The following is a 15,063-nucleotide window of genomic DNA, read 5'->3' on the forward strand; positions in this document are numbered from 1 at the left end:
CGCTTGTTCCGTCCGGTAAGACCGGTTCCGGCAAATGCCGTTATTCGGCTTGAGCGGTCACCCACCGCAAACTGTTGCGGATCAACGTCCGGTAAGCTTCCGGCTTGAAGGAGCCGGCGTTATGGCCGGGCTGCAGGTATACCGCTTTGCCCAAGCCGTAAGTGTGCTCCCATGCCGCCGGATATCGCTTTCCCTCGAATTCGTATTCCAGGAACACGTTTCTTGGGGTGAAGGCGTCGAATTCGAACAGGTAAGGCTCCTCGTCCACGGTGAAATCGGGCACGCCTTCGAGCAGCGGATGCCCGCCGGTTGCGCCGATGTAGTTCAGCGGCTGGTAAGGCGGATGATCGGTAAATTTGCCGCCGATCAGCTGCGCGAGCTCGTAGCTTGCTTGCAGCGAAATGCCGTTATGGATCGCGAGCAGCCCGCCGCCACCGGCGACGAAGCGGATTAAGCCGGCCGTCTGTTCCGCCGGAAGCTTCCGCCTCCAGCAGTCGGTATACGAGATGACGGCCGCGTATCGTTCCCGTTCGAGTCCGGCGAGCTGTTCGTAATCTTCCGTGACGGCAAGCTCGAATTCGTCTCCGAGGATGACCTCCAGCTCGGCCCGGGCCGGTTCCAGCGGATGCCAAGGAGCCTCGCCGTTGTCGCCGATAAGCAGCACTTTCGTTTGTTTTGCCATATGATTCTCTCCCATCCGATTATGAGTTACACTAATGCTGACGCGAGAAAAAGGAAATGGACGCAAAAAAATTTAAACTTTTTTTAAAAGGAGAGATTTTCGGTGGAGCTTGAATCGTTATGGGCCGATTATCATAAGCCGATCAGCCGTTTTGTCCATAAAAAAACGAACCGGCATCCCGATGCCGACGACATCGTGCAAAATGTATTCCTTAAGGCATTCGATCACCTTGCGGATGTGAAGGACGAGTCGAAGATACGCGCTTGGCTGTATCGGATCGCCCGCAATTGCATTGCGGATCATTACCGGAAAGAACAACGGACCGAGGAGCTTCCGGCGGATCACGCGCAAACGCCGCAGGAGGCGCAGCCGTCGGACTATGCAGGGGAAGCGCTCGCCGGGTTAAAATCGGTGCTGCCGTTATTGCCGGACAAATACCGGGAAGCGGTCGAGCTTGCCGAGCTGGCGGGCATGTCCCAGAAACAGGTGAGCGAGCGTTTGGCGATTTCGTATTCCGGCGCAAAGTCAAGAGTGCAGCGCGCCCGGGAGATGATCAAGGAGCTTATGACGAGCTGCTGCCAAATCGAAGCGGACCGTTACGGCAATATCGTCGATTATGAGATCGTTCTGGACCAACCGCGCAGGAGGAAGTATACACCGAAGTAAAAAAGAAGCCAAGCTCCCGGGAGCTTGGCTTTATTTTGGTCGAACAAAGGCGAACATCAACTTTTTGCACCAACTTTTTGGACCCACGATAAAAATACGCTAGTTTCAAAAAATGAAACTAAATTTCTCTTTACATCGCTCATTCCTTATTTAGTTTCAATATTTGAAATTAAACGGTTTTATACGTGATTTACCTTTCAATAAAAACCGACTTATATTCAAAATTTGAAACTAAACGCCTTCGAAGCCTACTATTTTCGCATTTTGTTTCAGTTTTTGAAATTACAAGTAAGCCAAGAGGACGGATGAATTGCTCGCCCACAATTTGCGAAGGAAAGGCGGCAATCGGCCATTAACCAGTTGCTTTTTAATGCGTTCGGTTGTTCAGGGTTGGTTGGCGATAAGGACGGAAACCGTAGAATATGTAATTGAATCAATGGTTACCGTGATGTTGGCAGGAGATGATTCCGGCCAAGTATAAGGAAATGAAATGCTGCCTGTATCGACAATCAATTCGGAATTTTGACGGGTTAGTACTTGCGAGCCGACGCTTACGGATCTAATCGAACGGCTCCAACTTTCATTTTGTTCAAAATTAAGGAATATGCTTGATCCATTGCTATATCCAGTTACGACAGGCGGTCTTTTATATACATTTTGATAGACGGAGGCATCCGTATAACCTGCTGCCGATACCGTCAGTAGGATGCGTTCCTCGCCGATCGCTCCGGCTTGGAAAGTAATTTTTCCGGGAGTTATCGTATAACTGCTTGGATCCAATTGGATTGAATCAGCCGTTATTTGGTAGATCGCATTCTCCCAATTCGAATCGGAAATAAATTGAATCTCAATCGGATTGAACGTATCAATATCGGTTGCATCAAAAATCAATCCAGGCGGAGTGAGCTGTTCGCCCGGCTCTTCACCCGGCTGCTCGCCCGGCTGCTCGCCCGGCTGCTCGCCCGGCTGCTCGCCCGGCTGCTCGCCCGGCTGCTCGCCCGGCTGTTCGCCCGGCTGCTCGCCCGGCTGCTCGCCCGGTTCTTCGCCGGGCTGTTCGCTCGGCGTAGGTGATGGAGCAGGTGTCGGAGGAGCTCCGCTGCCCTCCATGGCGGATGGCTTGGTTTGGAACGTGGTCCCTTCCGCGCCTTTGTCGATCGTCGCTTTTTCGATTTTACCTTCGCCCGTCACCTTAAGCGCAGCCTTCAGGACGAGATCGGCGATCTTGGCGTCTTTGCCGAGGCTGAGGGAGGTGCCGCCAGCCTTATCCGACACGGAAAGCGATTTGACGCTGCCGTTCGGCACGTCGACCGAAACGGATTTGGCGGCGACATCGACGTTTTCAAAGTTTCCGAGCAAGGACACTTTAGAGCCGGAAGGGAGCTTGTCTTCCAATTTGACGTTCGAGAATCCGCCGTTCGTCGCCTTCGAATTATCGATTTTGGCTCCGGATTGCACGTTCACTTGCTGAACGGTCGTTCTGCCTTCCGCCACGATGCGGACTTCACCCGTTTTTTTGTTCACGATAATTTTGAAAAGCACGGCATCCTTGAAATGAACCGAGTTCCCGCCTCCGCCCTTCACGATCGTGTCGCCCTTGACGGTCACGTTGTCCAGCTCGACGTCGCCTTCCCCGATGCCTGCACCGAGCACGAGATCGCCTTCGATGCTCATGTTCCGGAGCGTGACGCCCGCTGCATCGACAAGCACGCTGCCGTCGACGGCCCGTTCCCCGGTCTCCGGCCCGTAAGTACCGGCCTGCTTATAAACGTCCGAATAGGAGGCGTACAAGGCCCGGTCCAGCATGACGACCGCCTCGGCTTTCGTGACGCTCTGTTCTTGGCGGAGGGTATGATCGGCGTAGCCGAGCAGGATGCCTTTGGATACGACGGCTGCGAGCGCCGGCTTGCTCCATGCGGGAATGCGCGCCGCATCGGAATACTTGTTGAGAATCGATACGGCATCCTCTCCGGTCAGCTTCAATACGCGGGCGATCATCAGGGCGGCTTGTTGCCGGTTCAGATTAGCCGACGGGCGAAGCGAACCGTCTTCAAAGCCGTTCAAATAGCCTGCATGAAGCGCGATCGCAATCTGTTCGTAGTCCGGGCTGTTCGGACCGACGTCTGCTGCCGCAGTTTCGGATTTTTCCTGGAAGTCGAAGGCCCGGTTCATAAGCGTAATGAATTCCGCTCGCGTGACAGGCTCGTCAGGGTCGTCGCTGCCCGTCCATTGATCGGGAAGATACTCTTTATCTTCCCAGGCTTGCCATTGCGACTCGGCCCAGTGATCCTCGATGCCGCTCGACTGTTCAGCCGCGTAGGCCGACCCGAATGCCGATAGGGTCAAGCATGCGCATAACCAAACACTGGCTGCTTTCTTTTTAATTTTCATTGACGACTTCATTCGATTGCGCTCCTCTTGCGTCATTTTTAAAATTCCCGCTGCAGAAGGATAGAAGGCAGCGAGTTTTGTTTTAGACAGAATTCTACATAATTTTCTAATTTCCTGCCTGAAATAGGTCTAATGTCGCAAGAAATTTGAACTAACCTTTGTTCGGTCCATTCGAAAGTCCGCCATTTACATACACACTGTATGTATGTTAAGATGGATGCATCTTCCATTGAAAGGGGAATTCACGATGAAAACAAACAGCTTTTATCCGGTTATTTTGACGGAGGAGGTTGCCGCCACATCCGCATTTTATTTGGAGCATTTCGGTTTCGAGCGCGTGTTTGAGGCTGACTGGTACGTCAGCCTTAGGATGTCCGGAAGCGGCATGCCGTTCGAACTGGCCGTTCTCGACGCCAGCCATCCGACCGTACCGGAACCGTATCGAACCCGGGCGACGGGGATGATTCTTAATTTCGAAGTCGATGACGTCGACGCGGAATACGATCGGCTCATTCGGAAGGCGAAGCTCCCCCTGCTGCAGGATATCCGAAGCGAGGAGTTCGGCCAGCGACATTTCATCACCTCCGATCCGAACGGCCTGTTAATCGATGTCATCACCGTCATCCCGCCGACGGAATCGTTCAGTGCCGGGTACGTCGGGGATCGGGATCATGAGAAGGAGTAAAGAGGAAGCGGCCGAGACGATCCGCCAGCTGATCGATATCGCCCGGTCGCATTTCACGGAGCATGGGTATGCCGGCGCGGCGCTGGAGTCGATCGTGCACGAGGCGAAGCTGACGCGTGGGGCGGTTTATCATCATTTTCGGAATAAGAAGGAGCTGTTTCGCAGCGTGCTGGAAGCCGTTCAGAAGGAGGTTGCCGACCGCGTCGAGCGGGAGGCGGCGGCTAGCGAAGACGTCTGGCAGCAGCTCTATCTCGGCTGCCGCGCTTTCGTTACGGCCGCGGTCGAGGAGCGGAATAAACGGATCATGCTGATCGACGGTCCCGCGATTCTAGGCTGGGAAGCATGGCGCGCAATGGACGAGAACCATTCGATGCGACTGCTTCGGGGGCAGCTCGAAACGATGCAGCGGCAAGGGGTTATCGGGCCCGCTCCGCTCGATGCGATGACCCATTTCCTATCGGGCGCCCTGAACGAAACGACGCTTTGGCTGGCGCACGAATCCGCTCGGACGGCGGCATTGGAGGAAGCGATGGAGGCCGTCGGCTTCTTCATGGAAGGGTTTAAGCGCCAAGCGGAGCGCGCAACGGGCAAGATCGAGCCGGCTGGTTAAGGAACAAGCCGTTTCTATAGATAAGTAAGCCTATCCGGTCGGCAGCAGCTTATCGGGGTAAAGATTCCAATACGGCAGCCAAGTTGTGATAAACTTAACGCATCCTATCGGGAAGCGGGGAATCTATCCTATGACCATTCAGATCGCTTTGCTGCGAGGCATCAACGTCGGCGGGAACAATAAAATCAAGATGGCGGATTTGCGCAAGGCGCTGGAAGCGGCCGGCCTGTCACGGGTACAAACGTATATCCAGAGCGGCAACGTATTGTTCGAATCGGACCTGGAAGAGTCGGCGCTGCGCGGCTTGATCGAGCAGACAATCGAGAAGGAGTTCGGCCTTTCAATTGCGACCATTATCCGGACGTCCGCCGAATTGAAGGCGATCGCGGAGGGCTGTCCCTTCTCCAGGGAGGAAATCGAAGCGGCGGAAGCTTTGACGGATGCGGAGCACTTGTACGTCGCGATGCTGCTGGAGGAGCCGAGGGCGGATCGCGTTGAGAAGCTGAAGGCATACGACTTCAAGGACGACCGGTACCGGATCGCGGGGAGGGACGTGTACTTGCTGTTCGGCGAGAGCGTGCGAAACTCCAAGCTTGCGGATCAATTGCTCAGGCAGCTCGCGCCGGCGACGGTCCGGAACTGGAAGACGCTCAGCAAGCTCGTCGCGCTGGCCGGCGAAATGGAGAGCGCCAAATAGGAAGGGCCCTTGCCGTTGCGATTGCTGCAAGGGCTTTCTCGTCACCGAACCCATCGGATTAGAGTGGTTGAAGCAAGCCTGCAAAAGTTTGGACTTGTCTCATCCACGTATGCGAAGCAAGCCTGCAAAAGTGCAGTTATTTTTAACGGTATCAACCGAATCGGAACAAATTCCTGCTGGAGTACAGGTTTTATGATCCATCTGCGCTCGATCGATGAGCAGTGCTTGTAAAAAGCTGCACTTTTGCAGGCGCATTCGAAGCATTACGCGTCGATGACTGAAAGCCTGCACAATCGCAGGAATCTACAATAAACGCAGCGCGTTGGGCCGAAGCTCGTACCGAACCACATGCTTGCCGCCGGCTCCGGTTACCGCCGTGAGCCACCCTTGCTCGCATAGCGTCTGAAGGGTTCGAACGGCCGTCCGATGGTTAATGCCCAAATGGGTCTCGACATCGACGGGACGCAGCGGACGAGCGAGCGCGCAAGCGAGACGGATCGTTTCCCTCTCCTTTAAGCGAAGAAGCTCGACCGATGAAGCGGAGGTTTCGTATCGGCTCAAAATGAGGCGAAGCAGCGTGATGCACAGCTCCGGGCGGTTCGCGACGTCGTCGTAGGCGAAGGAAACGACCTGGAAGCCCATTGCGGTCAAAAAGCTCTCCCGGTTTAATTCGTTGCAATATTTCTGTCTGTCCATGTCCCTGACATGCGGGCCGAAGCCTTTGATCTCGATGACGAGCTTAACCGTTCTTTTGATCCATGCGAAATCGCAAAAATAGGACATGCCCCGCCAATCAAGCACTTCGTATTCCGGGTGCAAATCGTCGAAGCTGCCCCTTAGCGGCCACCACACGCTGCCGCAAAACAACTTTTCCGCAGCCTGGTGCCCCCGCTCAAGCCGGCCTTTCCGTTCGCCGGTTCTTCTCCGTAAATGCTCCTGGATAAACGATTGATGTTGCCCTTCGAAGCTCGTTTTCATATTCGGCACCTCTTCCGCAAGCATGAAAAAAAGAACGTCCGCTTCCATTCGCGCAAGGAATGGATCGGACGTTCTTCGTCTCTTACCGTTCGTATAGCCGAGAACGCTTCGATTGCCAATCGCTGGTTAATCACAGGTGCACCTTCGGACGGCCGGTTGCCGGTCATTGGCCGACCAAGCGGCGCGGCCGTATCAGAGCCGTCCCCTCAGGGCGGCGATGAACGGCATGGACTTAGGTCAATCATGCCTGCGAAAATGCAGTTATTATTATCGTTCTCGAACGGTCCGGATGAAATTCCTGCTTAAGTACAGGCATTATGGGGCATCCGCGCTCGATCGGACAGTATGGCTCTTACAAAGCTGCACTTTTGCAGGAACATACGATAGGTTACCTGCCGATGAGCGAAAACCTGTACAATTGCAGCAATTTACAGCTGATACGCAGCGTTAGTCGGCACGCGAAGCGATACGCAGTGTTAGTAGGCACGTAAAGCGATAGGCAGCAGGGGAGCGTCAGGCGGCAGATGTTTGCCAAAAAAGAACGTCCCGGTTCCATCCGCGCTTGGCGAATGGATCGGGACGTTCTTCGTCTCTTGCCGCTAGAATGGCGCTGCCTATCTTCGTTTGCAAGATCAAACAGGGGCGACCTGGAACGCGATCTCGATGTTCTGATCGTAGTTGCCGAAGCCTCGGCCGAACAGCGTGACGCCGCCCACGTTGCCGGCGTCCGGGAGGACGGAAATCCGCAGCGGCAAGTGCTGGCCGAACGCGGGCTGGACGTCGCGAGCCGACGTGTCCGACAGTTTGACGCCGTCGATGAACGTGCCTTCTTCCGTGACCGATACGATTTTGAGAAGCCCGTATTGGGTTTTGTTCCTGCTTGGCCACCAATCCGGATTGAGCACCCCCCGCTTGTCGCCGAAGTCGCCCGGACAGGTCCATACTCCGAGCGGCGCGCCGCCAAGCTCGAACGAAATGTCGGACGGCCAAATTTCGTTGCTGCCGGGCGCTTCCGAGCAAAGCTCCATCGAGATGTCGATCCGGGCGAGCCGCTGTCCGGGCAGCAAGTAATTCGGGATCCGGTATTCGACGAATCCTTCGGCGAACCAGAGCACGTCGGCATCGAAACGGCGAGTGTCGGAGAAGTACCGGGGATCGTCGAGCTGGCCGATGAAGGAGGACGCCATCGCGAGCCCGCAGGTCGGCTTGACGGAATAATCGGTATAATGGCCGACGCGGATCGAGCAGGATAGGTCATCCCGATAGCCGGAGCCGCTGCGGGTGCGGATGCTTCCTTGGAAGGAGTCGGCCGCAAGCCTGCACAGCTTCTGCCGTCCGTGCTTCCCCGGAGCCGGCGAGCATACGATCAGCCCGGCTTCCTCGAGCTTTTGGACGTGAACGGTAACGGTCGCGGACGAGAACGACAGCGCCTCGGCGATTTCCTTCACGCTCATCGGCCGCTTCGCGAGCCAGTCGAGAATATCGAGTCGCGGCCTCGAGGCCAGCGCTTCGTAGACGAGCAGCGATTTGTCGTCGGTAGACAGGTAACGGATCATGATCAGCTCCTTTTCATTAGTTAAAATACTAACAAAATAACGAAAAAGATTCAAGCTAAGTGGTCTGTTTAATTGTCTTGACAATATTCAGGACGGATTTTTATAATTTGTATAGAGAGATATTTGATTAGTCTATTAACGAATGAATTGGATGGAGAAGGGCGAGAACCGGGAGGAAGGTGTAGAGATTCATGGATATTTCTTTTATTCGGCCCGATTGGAAAGTGGAAAAGATCGAGATTGCGACGTTGAACGGAGAGCGGGCGAGGAGCGCGGGGTCAAACGGGAGGCTCGGCGATCACGGCAAAAGCTGTTCCGCACGGGTTGCCCGCGTCACGATCGACGGAGAGGCCGGCTTCGGAAACACGGGCTTGCTGACGGAGGAGATGGCGGAAGCCGTCGTCGGGATGAGGCTTATCGATTTGTTCGACGAGAATGGAAGGGTGCTTGAACGGTACCGCATTCCGCTCGAATATCCGATCCTGGATTGGATCGGCCGGAGGCGGAACTTGCCCGTCTACGAATTGGTGTCTGCAGGACGACGCAAGCCGGGTACTCCGCTCGTCGTACCCTGCTACGATACGTCGCTTTACTTCGACGACCTGCATCTGAAGAACGACCGGGATGCGGTGGAGCTGCTGAAGGAGGAAGCGGCGCAAGGCTTCGCCAAAGGGCACCGGAATTTCAAGATCAAAGTCGGGCGCGGCGGCAGGCATATGCCTCTGCGGGAAGGCACGGAGCGGGATATCGCCATCATTCACGGCGTTGCCGAAGTCGCCGGACCGGCGGGCAAGATCATGATCGACGCGAACAACGCGTATAATCTGAACTTGACGAAAGAGGTGCTGGCGGCCGCCGCGGACGTCAACCTGCATTGGATCGAAGAGGCGTTCCACGAGGACGACGCGTTGTACGCCGATCTGAAGGACTGGCTCCGCCGGCGCGGGCAGAACGTGCTCGTCGCGGACGGCGAAGGGCTCGCGTCGCCCCATCTCGTCAACTGGGCGAAGAAGGGTCTGGTCGACGTGCTGCAATACGACATCATTTATCCCGGCTTTACGCACTGGCTTGAGCTTGGCGCTCGTCTCGACGAATGGGGCTTGCGGTCGGCGCCTCACTGTTACGGCAGCGCATACGGCATTTACGCGCTCGGCCACGTCGCCGCGGCGATCGAAAACTTCGAATTCGTCGAATACGACGACATCGCGATCGAAGGCATGGACGCATCCGCTTACCGCGTCGAGAACGGCTTGTTCTACGTCCCGGACAAAGCGGGCTTCGGCCTCGACTTCGACGAGGAGCGGTTCGCGGGGCAGGTTCGGGCAACCGGCTGGAGCCGGTAGCCTCGGCCGCGAGACGCGTCCGGTCGCATTCGAAGGCGGGCGCTGCCCCCCGATGCGAGTAGAAGAATAGAGCCTCGGTATTTGGCGAGCGCCGGAGACCGAGGTTTTTTCGCGTTGCCCTTAAAGGGGCTTTTGTCGTTGGATTGCCCTTAAAGGTGCGTTGTCGGGCGAGTGAGCCTGCGAAAATGCAGGCATTTTCGTCCGAAATCGGGGCTGGGAGGGAAATTGATGCGATTGTGCAGGAAATCGGCGGCCAACGAGCGGAACATCCCTTTCAAGCGGTTTGGAAGATGTACTTTTGCAGGAGTGACCGTTCGGCATCGGGATTGGAGGAGCAGAAAATGCACAAATGCAGGTTCTGCTCCTTGGGCCCGGAACGTGGACCGGCTGTACTTTTGCAGGCATGACCGTTCGGCATCGGGATCGGCGGTGCAGAAGATGCACGAATGCAGGTTCTGCTCCTCGAGCCCGGAACATGGACCGGCAGCACCGCGCGCCCGCAAGAACATCGGACAAGCCGTTTTCTTTTTCGCGATCGAATGCGATGCTGCCGATGCCTCCCATAAGGAGCGTTGGCAAGCCCCATCTTGTATTTGCGATGCTGCCGTCGCGGCCTACCCCCGCCTCGACCCGAGCCGCTTCACTTGATCCAGCCACACGGCGCGCCGCGTTTCCGTCGATGGCTTGACGGGGGTGATCTCGGTGACGCGAACGGGCGTAATGCCGCAAAACTTCAAAATGTTGCGCTTCATCACTTTATGCCCGGCATGGCCGTAAATCCACCGGTTGTACCAGGACGGCGTATCCATCGTCACGATCAGCCGCGCGGATTTTCCCTTTAACAGCTTATCCCAGTACACCGAATCCTCGCGGTATTTGAAGGCGAACCCGGGCAGGAAGACGCGGTCGATAAAGCCCTTCAGGATGGCCGGCATCGCCCCCCACCAGGTCGGATAGACGAACACGATATGCTCCGCCCAGCGAATCAGCTTCTGGGCCTCGATTAATTCCTCCTCCAGCTCCGTCCGTTGACGGTACCCGTATTTTAAATTCGGTTCGAAGCTCGATTCGCTTAACCGCAGCTCGCGAACGACGGCGCCGCTGCCTGCGGCGCCTTCGATATAGGCGGCGGCCAAGACCGCGCAGTAGCTTTGCGGGTCGGGATGCCCGTTAATGACCAGGATGTTCGATTTCATCTGCATGTTCCTCTCTTATGATATGATAGACGGGTGTAAGTCTAAGATGAGCATAAGGCTTTTTACGCGATAGATGAATGATCATAGACGCATAAAACAGGATGAATCGCGCAGAGGGGAAGTGGACGCTTGATGGAGCAAGGCGTTGCGGTATCCATGGTTTTTCCGATCGTGAAGACGCTCGTTCATAAAGGATGCGATCCGGAATCTTTTTTCCGCCATGTATCGTTTAATGCCGGTCTGCTGCAGGACACGGAGGCCCGAATCGACGGGGCGGAGCTGGAGCGTCTGATGCTTGCGGCAGCGGACTATACGGGGGACGATTATTTCGGCTTGCGCCAAGGGCGGTTGACGGAGATCGAGGACCTCGGCATCCTCGGTTACGTCATGACGCATGCCGGGACGATAGCCGGCGCGCTGGCCGCCTACCGGCGGTATAACGTCATTTTGTGCAGCGGGTTTAACCTTGAATGGGAGGAAGACGGGGACGACGTCATGCTCCGACTGTACCTGCATAGCCCGGACGGGCGGATGTCCAGGCACTGCATGGACGATATGGCGAGCTCGCTTCATCATCTGATCGGCAGGCTAAGCGCCAGGCGAGTCCCGCTGCGCGAGCTTGCTTTCTCGCATGCGGCCCCGGGCGACGCCGGGCCTTACTCGGACGTATTCGGCTGCGAGCCCCGCTTTGGGGTCGACAGCAATTATTTGCGCATGGACAAAGACGTGCTGCAGTACCCGATCATGTATTCCGACGCCAGATTGCTTGGCATCTTCGAGGCGATCGCGGCCGAAACGAGCGAGAAGCTGATCGGAGGCAGAGCGCTGTCCGACCGGGTATACCAATGGATGCTCCGATGCATCCCGTCGTACTTTCCGACGCTAGCGCAGACAGCCGATTCGTTCGGGATGAGCGCGAGATCGCTCCAGGTCAAATTAAAGGAAGAGAACCGTTCCTACAACGAATTGGCAGCGGCGGTTCGCAAGGAGCTGGCGATGAGCTACCTGAGCAAGCGGGAGCACTCGGTGAGCGATATCGCCTACCTGCTTCATTATTCGGAGCCGAGCGCCTTCCAAAGCGCGTTCAAAAAGTGGACGGGCTTAACGCCGGCGCAATACCGGACGACGAAACGGGCAGGCTTGTCCGGTTGAGCCAGACTCGATTCCTGTTCCTGATCGAGAGCAATCCGAGAGAAATCGAGCGTTGCCGATTATGCTAAGATAAACAGGATACTGGAAACAAGCATAATTCGGGGAATGAGGAGGGTTATCGTGGCCACAACGAAGGGGAGGAAGGAAGCGGGCGGCAGGAAGGCGGAGAAGCCGACCGGCCATGAACGGGTCGTCGCCTTCTTGAACGATCTCGAGCATCCGTTGAAAGCGGAAATCGAGGAAGTGCGCAGCATCCTATTAAGCGCCAACGACCGGCTGACCGAACAGATCAAGTGGAACGCGCCAAGCTTTTGCTACGAGAATGAAGATCGCGTTACGTTCAATTTGCGCGGCAACGGGTACTTCCTGCTCGTCTTCCACCGCGGGGCAAAGGCAAAAGCGGCGAAGGAGACGTACGAGGACGAGACAGGCTTGCTGGAGTGGGCGGCCGCCGATCGCGCGACCGTCAAATTTACGGACATGGACGACGTCGCGGCCAAAAAAGAAAAGCTAGCGGAAGCGGTAAACAGATGGATCGAATACTGAAGTACGGCGCGGGCTTCGCGAATTTTGGACGGCCATAGGTGGCATGTGCTTGATATGGAATCGGAGCAAAGCCGATAGGAGCGCAGAGCCCGCGCAACCTGCCTGGCGGCAGGCTGCGCGGGCTCTGTTTTTGTGCGGCGAAGCGGCGGCAGCCGCCCCTATCGATAAAGCGGCGCGATCCGGTCGATCCGGTTCGTCCAGATGCCGCCGGAATAATCGGACGGCAGGCGGCGTATGTCCTCCGGCGTGTCGAAGCCGCTTGAGAAATCGCTGCCGTCGCCGCCGGTGACGATGACGCGGGTGTCCGCGCGGTCCATCCGGTTCAGAAAGCGATCCGGCCAGCCCCACAGCCAAGGCGCGATTTTCTCGGGGATATGCAGCTGCGAATGGCTGCAGGCCGAGGGCGTATACCCGGTCCAGCCGACTGCGAGATAAGGAATCAGGCAGCTCTTCATCGTCGCCTTCGACATGGCGCGGACGCCGGGGAGAGCCTACAGTGGCGAGGCGACGGGCTCGTCCCCGCCATAGACGGACAACTTCGCGAGGCGCCCTTCCGGGAGCTTGCCGAGATAGCTTGCGAGCAGCTTGCCTTCCTCCGGATCGTTACTTTTCATATGAATGAGAAAAGACTTGCCGGGGAAGCTGGCGAGCACCTCCTCGAGCGAAGGCATCAACCCGATCCCTTTGCTCCGGAACGGATAGGTTTGTCCCTGATCGGCCGTATAGCCGTATCCGATGTCCGCCGCTTTGAGCTCCGCCATCGTGTAGTCGCTCGGCAAGCCGCTTAAATCCGTCCGGCAGTCGAGCGTCCAATCGTGGAACACGGCGAACTGCCCGTCCTCGGTCGGCCGGACATCGAACTCGACGACGTCCGCCCCGGCCTCGAACGCCGCTTCCATGGACGGGATCGTATTTTCCAAATACGGATGCTCGGGCTCGTAAATGCGCTCGGCCGTGCACGTATCGCCGGCGATGCCTTCCATCGTAAAGGTTTGGGCCAGTCCCCGGTGGGCAAGCAGAAGCGGATCGCCGTAGCGCGGCTTGCTGAAGAGAGGACCGTTGTTGACGTATAGGAATGCGACCAGCATGACGAGGAAAATAACGAATTTGCTTCTTAATGCCCTCCTCAGCCTATTCATCCGCGATACCCTCCCAGACGACGTCCAGCTGCAGCCTCAGCGATTCGAGAATCGCTTCTTCCCGCGCATCCGAAGCATGGGTAATGAGCGTATGAAAAAATACCCCGGCCAGTACGGACGCGGCCGCATCCGAATCCCACCGGCTCCGGAGGGATCCGCCATGCTTCGCTTCCTCGATCAAATCGCGGACCGCTTCCTGCAAGACGGCCATATTGCTCGGCGCTTCCCGCGACTCGGCGGCCGACTTGATCGTCTCGACAAGCGTCAGGCGGAGCAGTCCGGAATATTTCAAATAAATGTCCAGCAGATCCCGCAAAACGCGGTATATTCTTTCCTTCGGGGCGCCTTCGTTATGCCTGGCGACGATTTGCCCCATAAGCTGCGAATGCGATTCGGCCAAGTGCAGCAAAATATGCTCCTTCTTCGGAAAATAGTTAAAAAACGTTCCTTTGGCGATTCCGCTGTTATGCGCGATTTCCTCGACCGTCACCTGATCGTAGCCCTTCTGCTTGAACAACGCCACCGCTTGCCGCACGATCTCTTCCTTCGTGTTTTTTTTCTTGATTTCCCTCAGTATGGTTCTCATCTCTCCCAATAATGACCGTGGTCATATATGACTGCGGTCATTATATAGGCGGCGCGTCGAAAATGCAAATCTGTTACTGCTTTATATTTACTAGCTTACGTAAGTAAAGTAAGTATGTTATGATAAGGGGCAGGAAATCGTTGGCAATATACACAATAAGGAGCGAGACTATCATGAGCGAATTTACGGAGCTGTTGAAATCGAGAAGATCGGCAAACAAATTCAAACCGGACGTTGCGATCGGCAGGGAGGAGCTGGACGAGCTGTTCAGCCTGGCGAAGTTCGCCCCTTCGGCCTTTAATTTGCAGCATGCGCATTATTTGGCCGTTACGGATAGCGAATTGAAGAAGCAGGTGCACGAAGCGGCATTCCGGCAGTATAAAGTGCTGACGAGCTCGGCGGCGATCGTCGTGCTCGGCGACCTCGAGGCGTACCGGAACGTCGGTCCGATCAACGAAGGCTTGCTGAGCCTCGGTGTAATCGACAGGCGGGAATTCGACGATACCGTCAGCAGCGTGCATGCGATGTACGAAAGCAGAGGCGAGGCGTTCAAGCGCGACGAAGCGATCCGCAACGCGAGCCTGTCGGCTATGCTGTTCATGATGATCGCCAAGGACAAAGGCTGGGATACATGCCCGATGATCGGCTTCGATCCCGATCGGCTCATCCAAGCGCTAGGCATCCCCGAGCGGTTTGTTCCCGCTCTCCTCATCACGCTCGGCAAAGAAGACACGTCCAGCCAGCGGCCGCGCGGCTATCGGAAGCCGAATGGGGAGTTCGTCACGTATAACCGGTTTTAAGGCCGATTACGGTTCCGCGTTACGTGGAACCCGTCCTTG

Annotated in this window: 14 protein-coding genes and 1 pseudogene; 8 read left to right on the top strand and 7 right to left on the bottom strand. The window is 56.3% G+C overall.

Annotated features, from left to right (window positions below):
• Nucleotides 1-40: 40 nt before the first annotated feature.
• Nucleotides 41-682, bottom strand: a complete 642-nt coding sequence (locus IDH41_RS01990) for a ThuA domain-containing protein (protein ID WP_190857817.1) — start codon at nucleotides 680-682, stop codon at nucleotides 41-43.
• A gap of 102 nt (nucleotides 683-784) precedes the next feature.
• Here IDH41_RS01990 and sigZ point away from each other — a divergent pair, with 102 nt between their 5' ends.
• The gene (gene sigZ, locus IDH41_RS01995) at nucleotides 785-1,348 is read left to right on the top strand and encodes an RNA polymerase sigma factor SigZ (RefSeq protein ID WP_190857819.1); all 564 of its coding nucleotides are present in this window, start codon (nucleotides 785-787) and stop codon (nucleotides 1,346-1,348) included.
• Between the two features lie 384 nt (nucleotides 1,349-1,732).
• Here the strand turns inward: sigZ and IDH41_RS02000 are convergent, their stop codons facing one another.
• Nucleotides 1,733-3,748 carry a hemoblobin-interacting domain-containing protein gene (locus IDH41_RS02000; RefSeq protein WP_190857821.1) on the bottom strand — a complete coding sequence of 672 codons (2,016 nt, stop codon included), beginning with the start codon at nucleotides 3,746-3,748 and terminating at the stop codon, nucleotides 1,733-1,735.
• A gap of 235 nt (nucleotides 3,749-3,983) precedes the next feature.
• Here IDH41_RS02000 and IDH41_RS02005 point away from each other — a divergent pair, with 235 nt between their 5' ends.
• The 3 genes from IDH41_RS02005 to IDH41_RS02015 all read left to right on the top strand — a co-directional run bounded on the left by IDH41_RS02005 (nucleotide 3,984) and on the right by IDH41_RS02015 (nucleotide 5,728).
• Nucleotides 3,984-4,421 (top strand): VOC family protein, encoded by a 438-nt coding sequence (locus IDH41_RS02005; RefSeq protein WP_190857823.1) that lies wholly within the window; start codon nucleotides 3,984-3,986, stop codon nucleotides 4,419-4,421.
• Nucleotides 4,408-5,031, top strand: coding sequence for a TetR/AcrR family transcriptional regulator (locus IDH41_RS02010; RefSeq protein ID WP_190857825.1), 624 nt, complete (start codon nucleotides 4,408-4,410; stop codon nucleotides 5,029-5,031). Before IDH41_RS02005 ends, IDH41_RS02010 begins: the two co-directional genes overlap by 14 nt.
• Before the next feature lie 130 nt (nucleotides 5,032-5,161).
• Nucleotides 5,162-5,728 (top strand): DUF1697 domain-containing protein, encoded by a 567-nt coding sequence (locus tag IDH41_RS02015; protein WP_190857827.1) that lies wholly within the window; start codon nucleotides 5,162-5,164, stop codon nucleotides 5,726-5,728.
• A gap of 303 nt (nucleotides 5,729-6,031) precedes the next feature.
• On the opposite strand, the gene IDH41_RS02020 is transcribed toward IDH41_RS02015, so the two are convergent.
• Together IDH41_RS02020 and IDH41_RS02025 are read right to left on the bottom strand one after the other, a co-directional pair.
• Nucleotides 6,032-6,706 carry a DUF559 domain-containing protein gene (locus tag IDH41_RS02020; RefSeq protein ID WP_190857829.1) on the bottom strand — a complete coding sequence of 225 codons (675 nt, stop codon included), beginning with the start codon at nucleotides 6,704-6,706 and terminating at the stop codon, nucleotides 6,032-6,034.
• Nucleotides 6,707-7,338: 632 nt separating this feature from the next.
• Nucleotides 7,339-8,262 carry an ArsR/SmtB family transcription factor gene (locus tag IDH41_RS02025; protein WP_190857831.1) on the bottom strand — a complete coding sequence of 308 codons (924 nt, stop codon included), beginning with the start codon at nucleotides 8,260-8,262 and terminating at the stop codon, nucleotides 7,339-7,341.
• A gap of 191 nt (nucleotides 8,263-8,453) precedes the next feature.
• Here IDH41_RS02025 and IDH41_RS02030 point away from each other — a divergent pair, with 191 nt between their 5' ends.
• Nucleotides 8,454-9,605 (top strand): enolase C-terminal domain-like protein, encoded by a 1,152-nt coding sequence (locus tag IDH41_RS02030; protein ID WP_190857833.1) that lies wholly within the window; start codon nucleotides 8,454-8,456, stop codon nucleotides 9,603-9,605.
• 614 nt (nucleotides 9,606-10,219) lie between these two features.
• Here the strand turns inward: IDH41_RS02030 and IDH41_RS02035 are convergent.
• Nucleotides 10,220-10,801, bottom strand: a complete 582-nt coding sequence (locus IDH41_RS02035; protein ID WP_190857835.1) for an NAD(P)H-dependent oxidoreductase — start codon at nucleotides 10,799-10,801, stop codon at nucleotides 10,220-10,222.
• A gap of 132 nt (nucleotides 10,802-10,933) precedes the next feature.
• Here IDH41_RS02035 and IDH41_RS02040 point away from each other — a divergent pair, with 132 nt between their 5' ends.
• Together IDH41_RS02040 and IDH41_RS02045 are read left to right on the top strand one after the other, a co-directional pair.
• Nucleotides 10,934-11,953: an AraC family transcriptional regulator gene (locus tag IDH41_RS02040; protein WP_190857836.1), complete on the top strand. Its 1,020-nt coding sequence runs from the start codon at nucleotides 10,934-10,936 to the stop codon at nucleotides 11,951-11,953.
• A gap of 120 nt (nucleotides 11,954-12,073) precedes the next feature.
• On the top strand, nucleotides 12,074-12,499 hold the full coding sequence (locus IDH41_RS02045) for a DUF1801 domain-containing protein (protein ID WP_317890669.1): 426 nt from the start codon (nucleotides 12,074-12,076) through the stop codon (nucleotides 12,497-12,499).
• Nucleotides 12,500-12,657: 158 nt separating this feature from the next.
• Here IDH41_RS02045 and IDH41_RS02050 read toward each other — a convergent pair.
• Both IDH41_RS02050 and IDH41_RS02055 read right to left on the bottom strand, forming a co-directional pair.
• Nucleotides 12,658-13,638: pseudogene (locus IDH41_RS02050) on the bottom strand (glycerophosphodiester phosphodiesterase family protein).
• Nucleotides 13,631-14,224: a TetR/AcrR family transcriptional regulator gene (locus IDH41_RS02055; RefSeq protein WP_190857840.1), complete on the bottom strand. Its 594-nt coding sequence runs from the start codon at nucleotides 14,222-14,224 to the stop codon at nucleotides 13,631-13,633. The pseudogene IDH41_RS02050 and the gene IDH41_RS02055 overlap by 8 nt, the downstream one beginning before the upstream one ends.
• A 173-nt stretch (nucleotides 14,225-14,397) precedes the next feature.
• Between IDH41_RS02055 and IDH41_RS02060 the strand changes: the two genes are divergently transcribed.
• Complete coding sequence (locus IDH41_RS02060; RefSeq protein WP_190857841.1) at nucleotides 14,398-15,024, top strand: nitroreductase family protein; 627 nt, start codon at nucleotides 14,398-14,400, stop codon at nucleotides 15,022-15,024.
• Nucleotides 15,025-15,063: the final 39 nt, after the last annotated feature.

Origin of the sequence: Paenibacillus arenilitoris (genome assembly GCF_014705655.1) — a bacterium.
GTDB lineage: Bacteria > Bacillota > Bacilli > Paenibacillales > Paenibacillaceae > Pristimantibacillus > Pristimantibacillus arenilitoris.

Excerpts from the sequence above, each read along its gene's own strand:
- IDH41_RS01990 (WP_190857817.1), bottom strand. The coding sequence starts at position 682 with ATGGCAAAACAAACGAAAGTGCTGCTTATCGGCGACAACGGCGAGGCT.
- IDH41_RS02000 (WP_190857821.1), bottom strand. The coding sequence starts at position 3,748 with ATGAAGTCGTCAATGAAAATTAAAAAGAAAGCAGCCAGTGTTTGGTTA.
- IDH41_RS02005 (WP_190857823.1), top strand. The coding sequence starts at position 3,984 with ATGAAAACAAACAGCTTTTATCCGGTTATTTTGACGGAGGAGGTTGCC.
- IDH41_RS02010 (WP_190857825.1), top strand. The coding sequence starts at position 4,408 with ATGAGAAGGAGTAAAGAGGAAGCGGCCGAGACGATCCGCCAGCTGATC.
- IDH41_RS02015 (WP_190857827.1), top strand. The coding sequence starts at position 5,162 with ATGACCATTCAGATCGCTTTGCTGCGAGGCATCAACGTCGGCGGGAAC.
- IDH41_RS02020 (WP_190857829.1), bottom strand. The coding sequence starts at position 6,706 with ATGAAAACGAGCTTCGAAGGGCAACATCAATCGTTTATCCAGGAGCAT.
- IDH41_RS02025 (WP_190857831.1), bottom strand. The coding sequence starts at position 8,262 with ATGATCCGTTACCTGTCTACCGACGACAAATCGCTGCTCGTCTACGAA.
- IDH41_RS02030 (WP_190857833.1), top strand. The coding sequence starts at position 8,454 with ATGGATATTTCTTTTATTCGGCCCGATTGGAAAGTGGAAAAGATCGAG.
- IDH41_RS02035 (WP_190857835.1), bottom strand. The coding sequence starts at position 10,801 with ATGAAATCGAACATCCTGGTCATTAACGGGCATCCCGACCCGCAAAGC.
- IDH41_RS02040 (WP_190857836.1), top strand. The coding sequence starts at position 10,934 with ATGGAGCAAGGCGTTGCGGTATCCATGGTTTTTCCGATCGTGAAGACG.
- IDH41_RS02055 (WP_190857840.1), bottom strand. The coding sequence starts at position 14,224 with ATGAGAACCATACTGAGGGAAATCAAGAAAAAAAACACGAAGGAAGAG.
- IDH41_RS02060 (WP_190857841.1), top strand. The coding sequence starts at position 14,398 with ATGAGCGAATTTACGGAGCTGTTGAAATCGAGAAGATCGGCAAACAAA.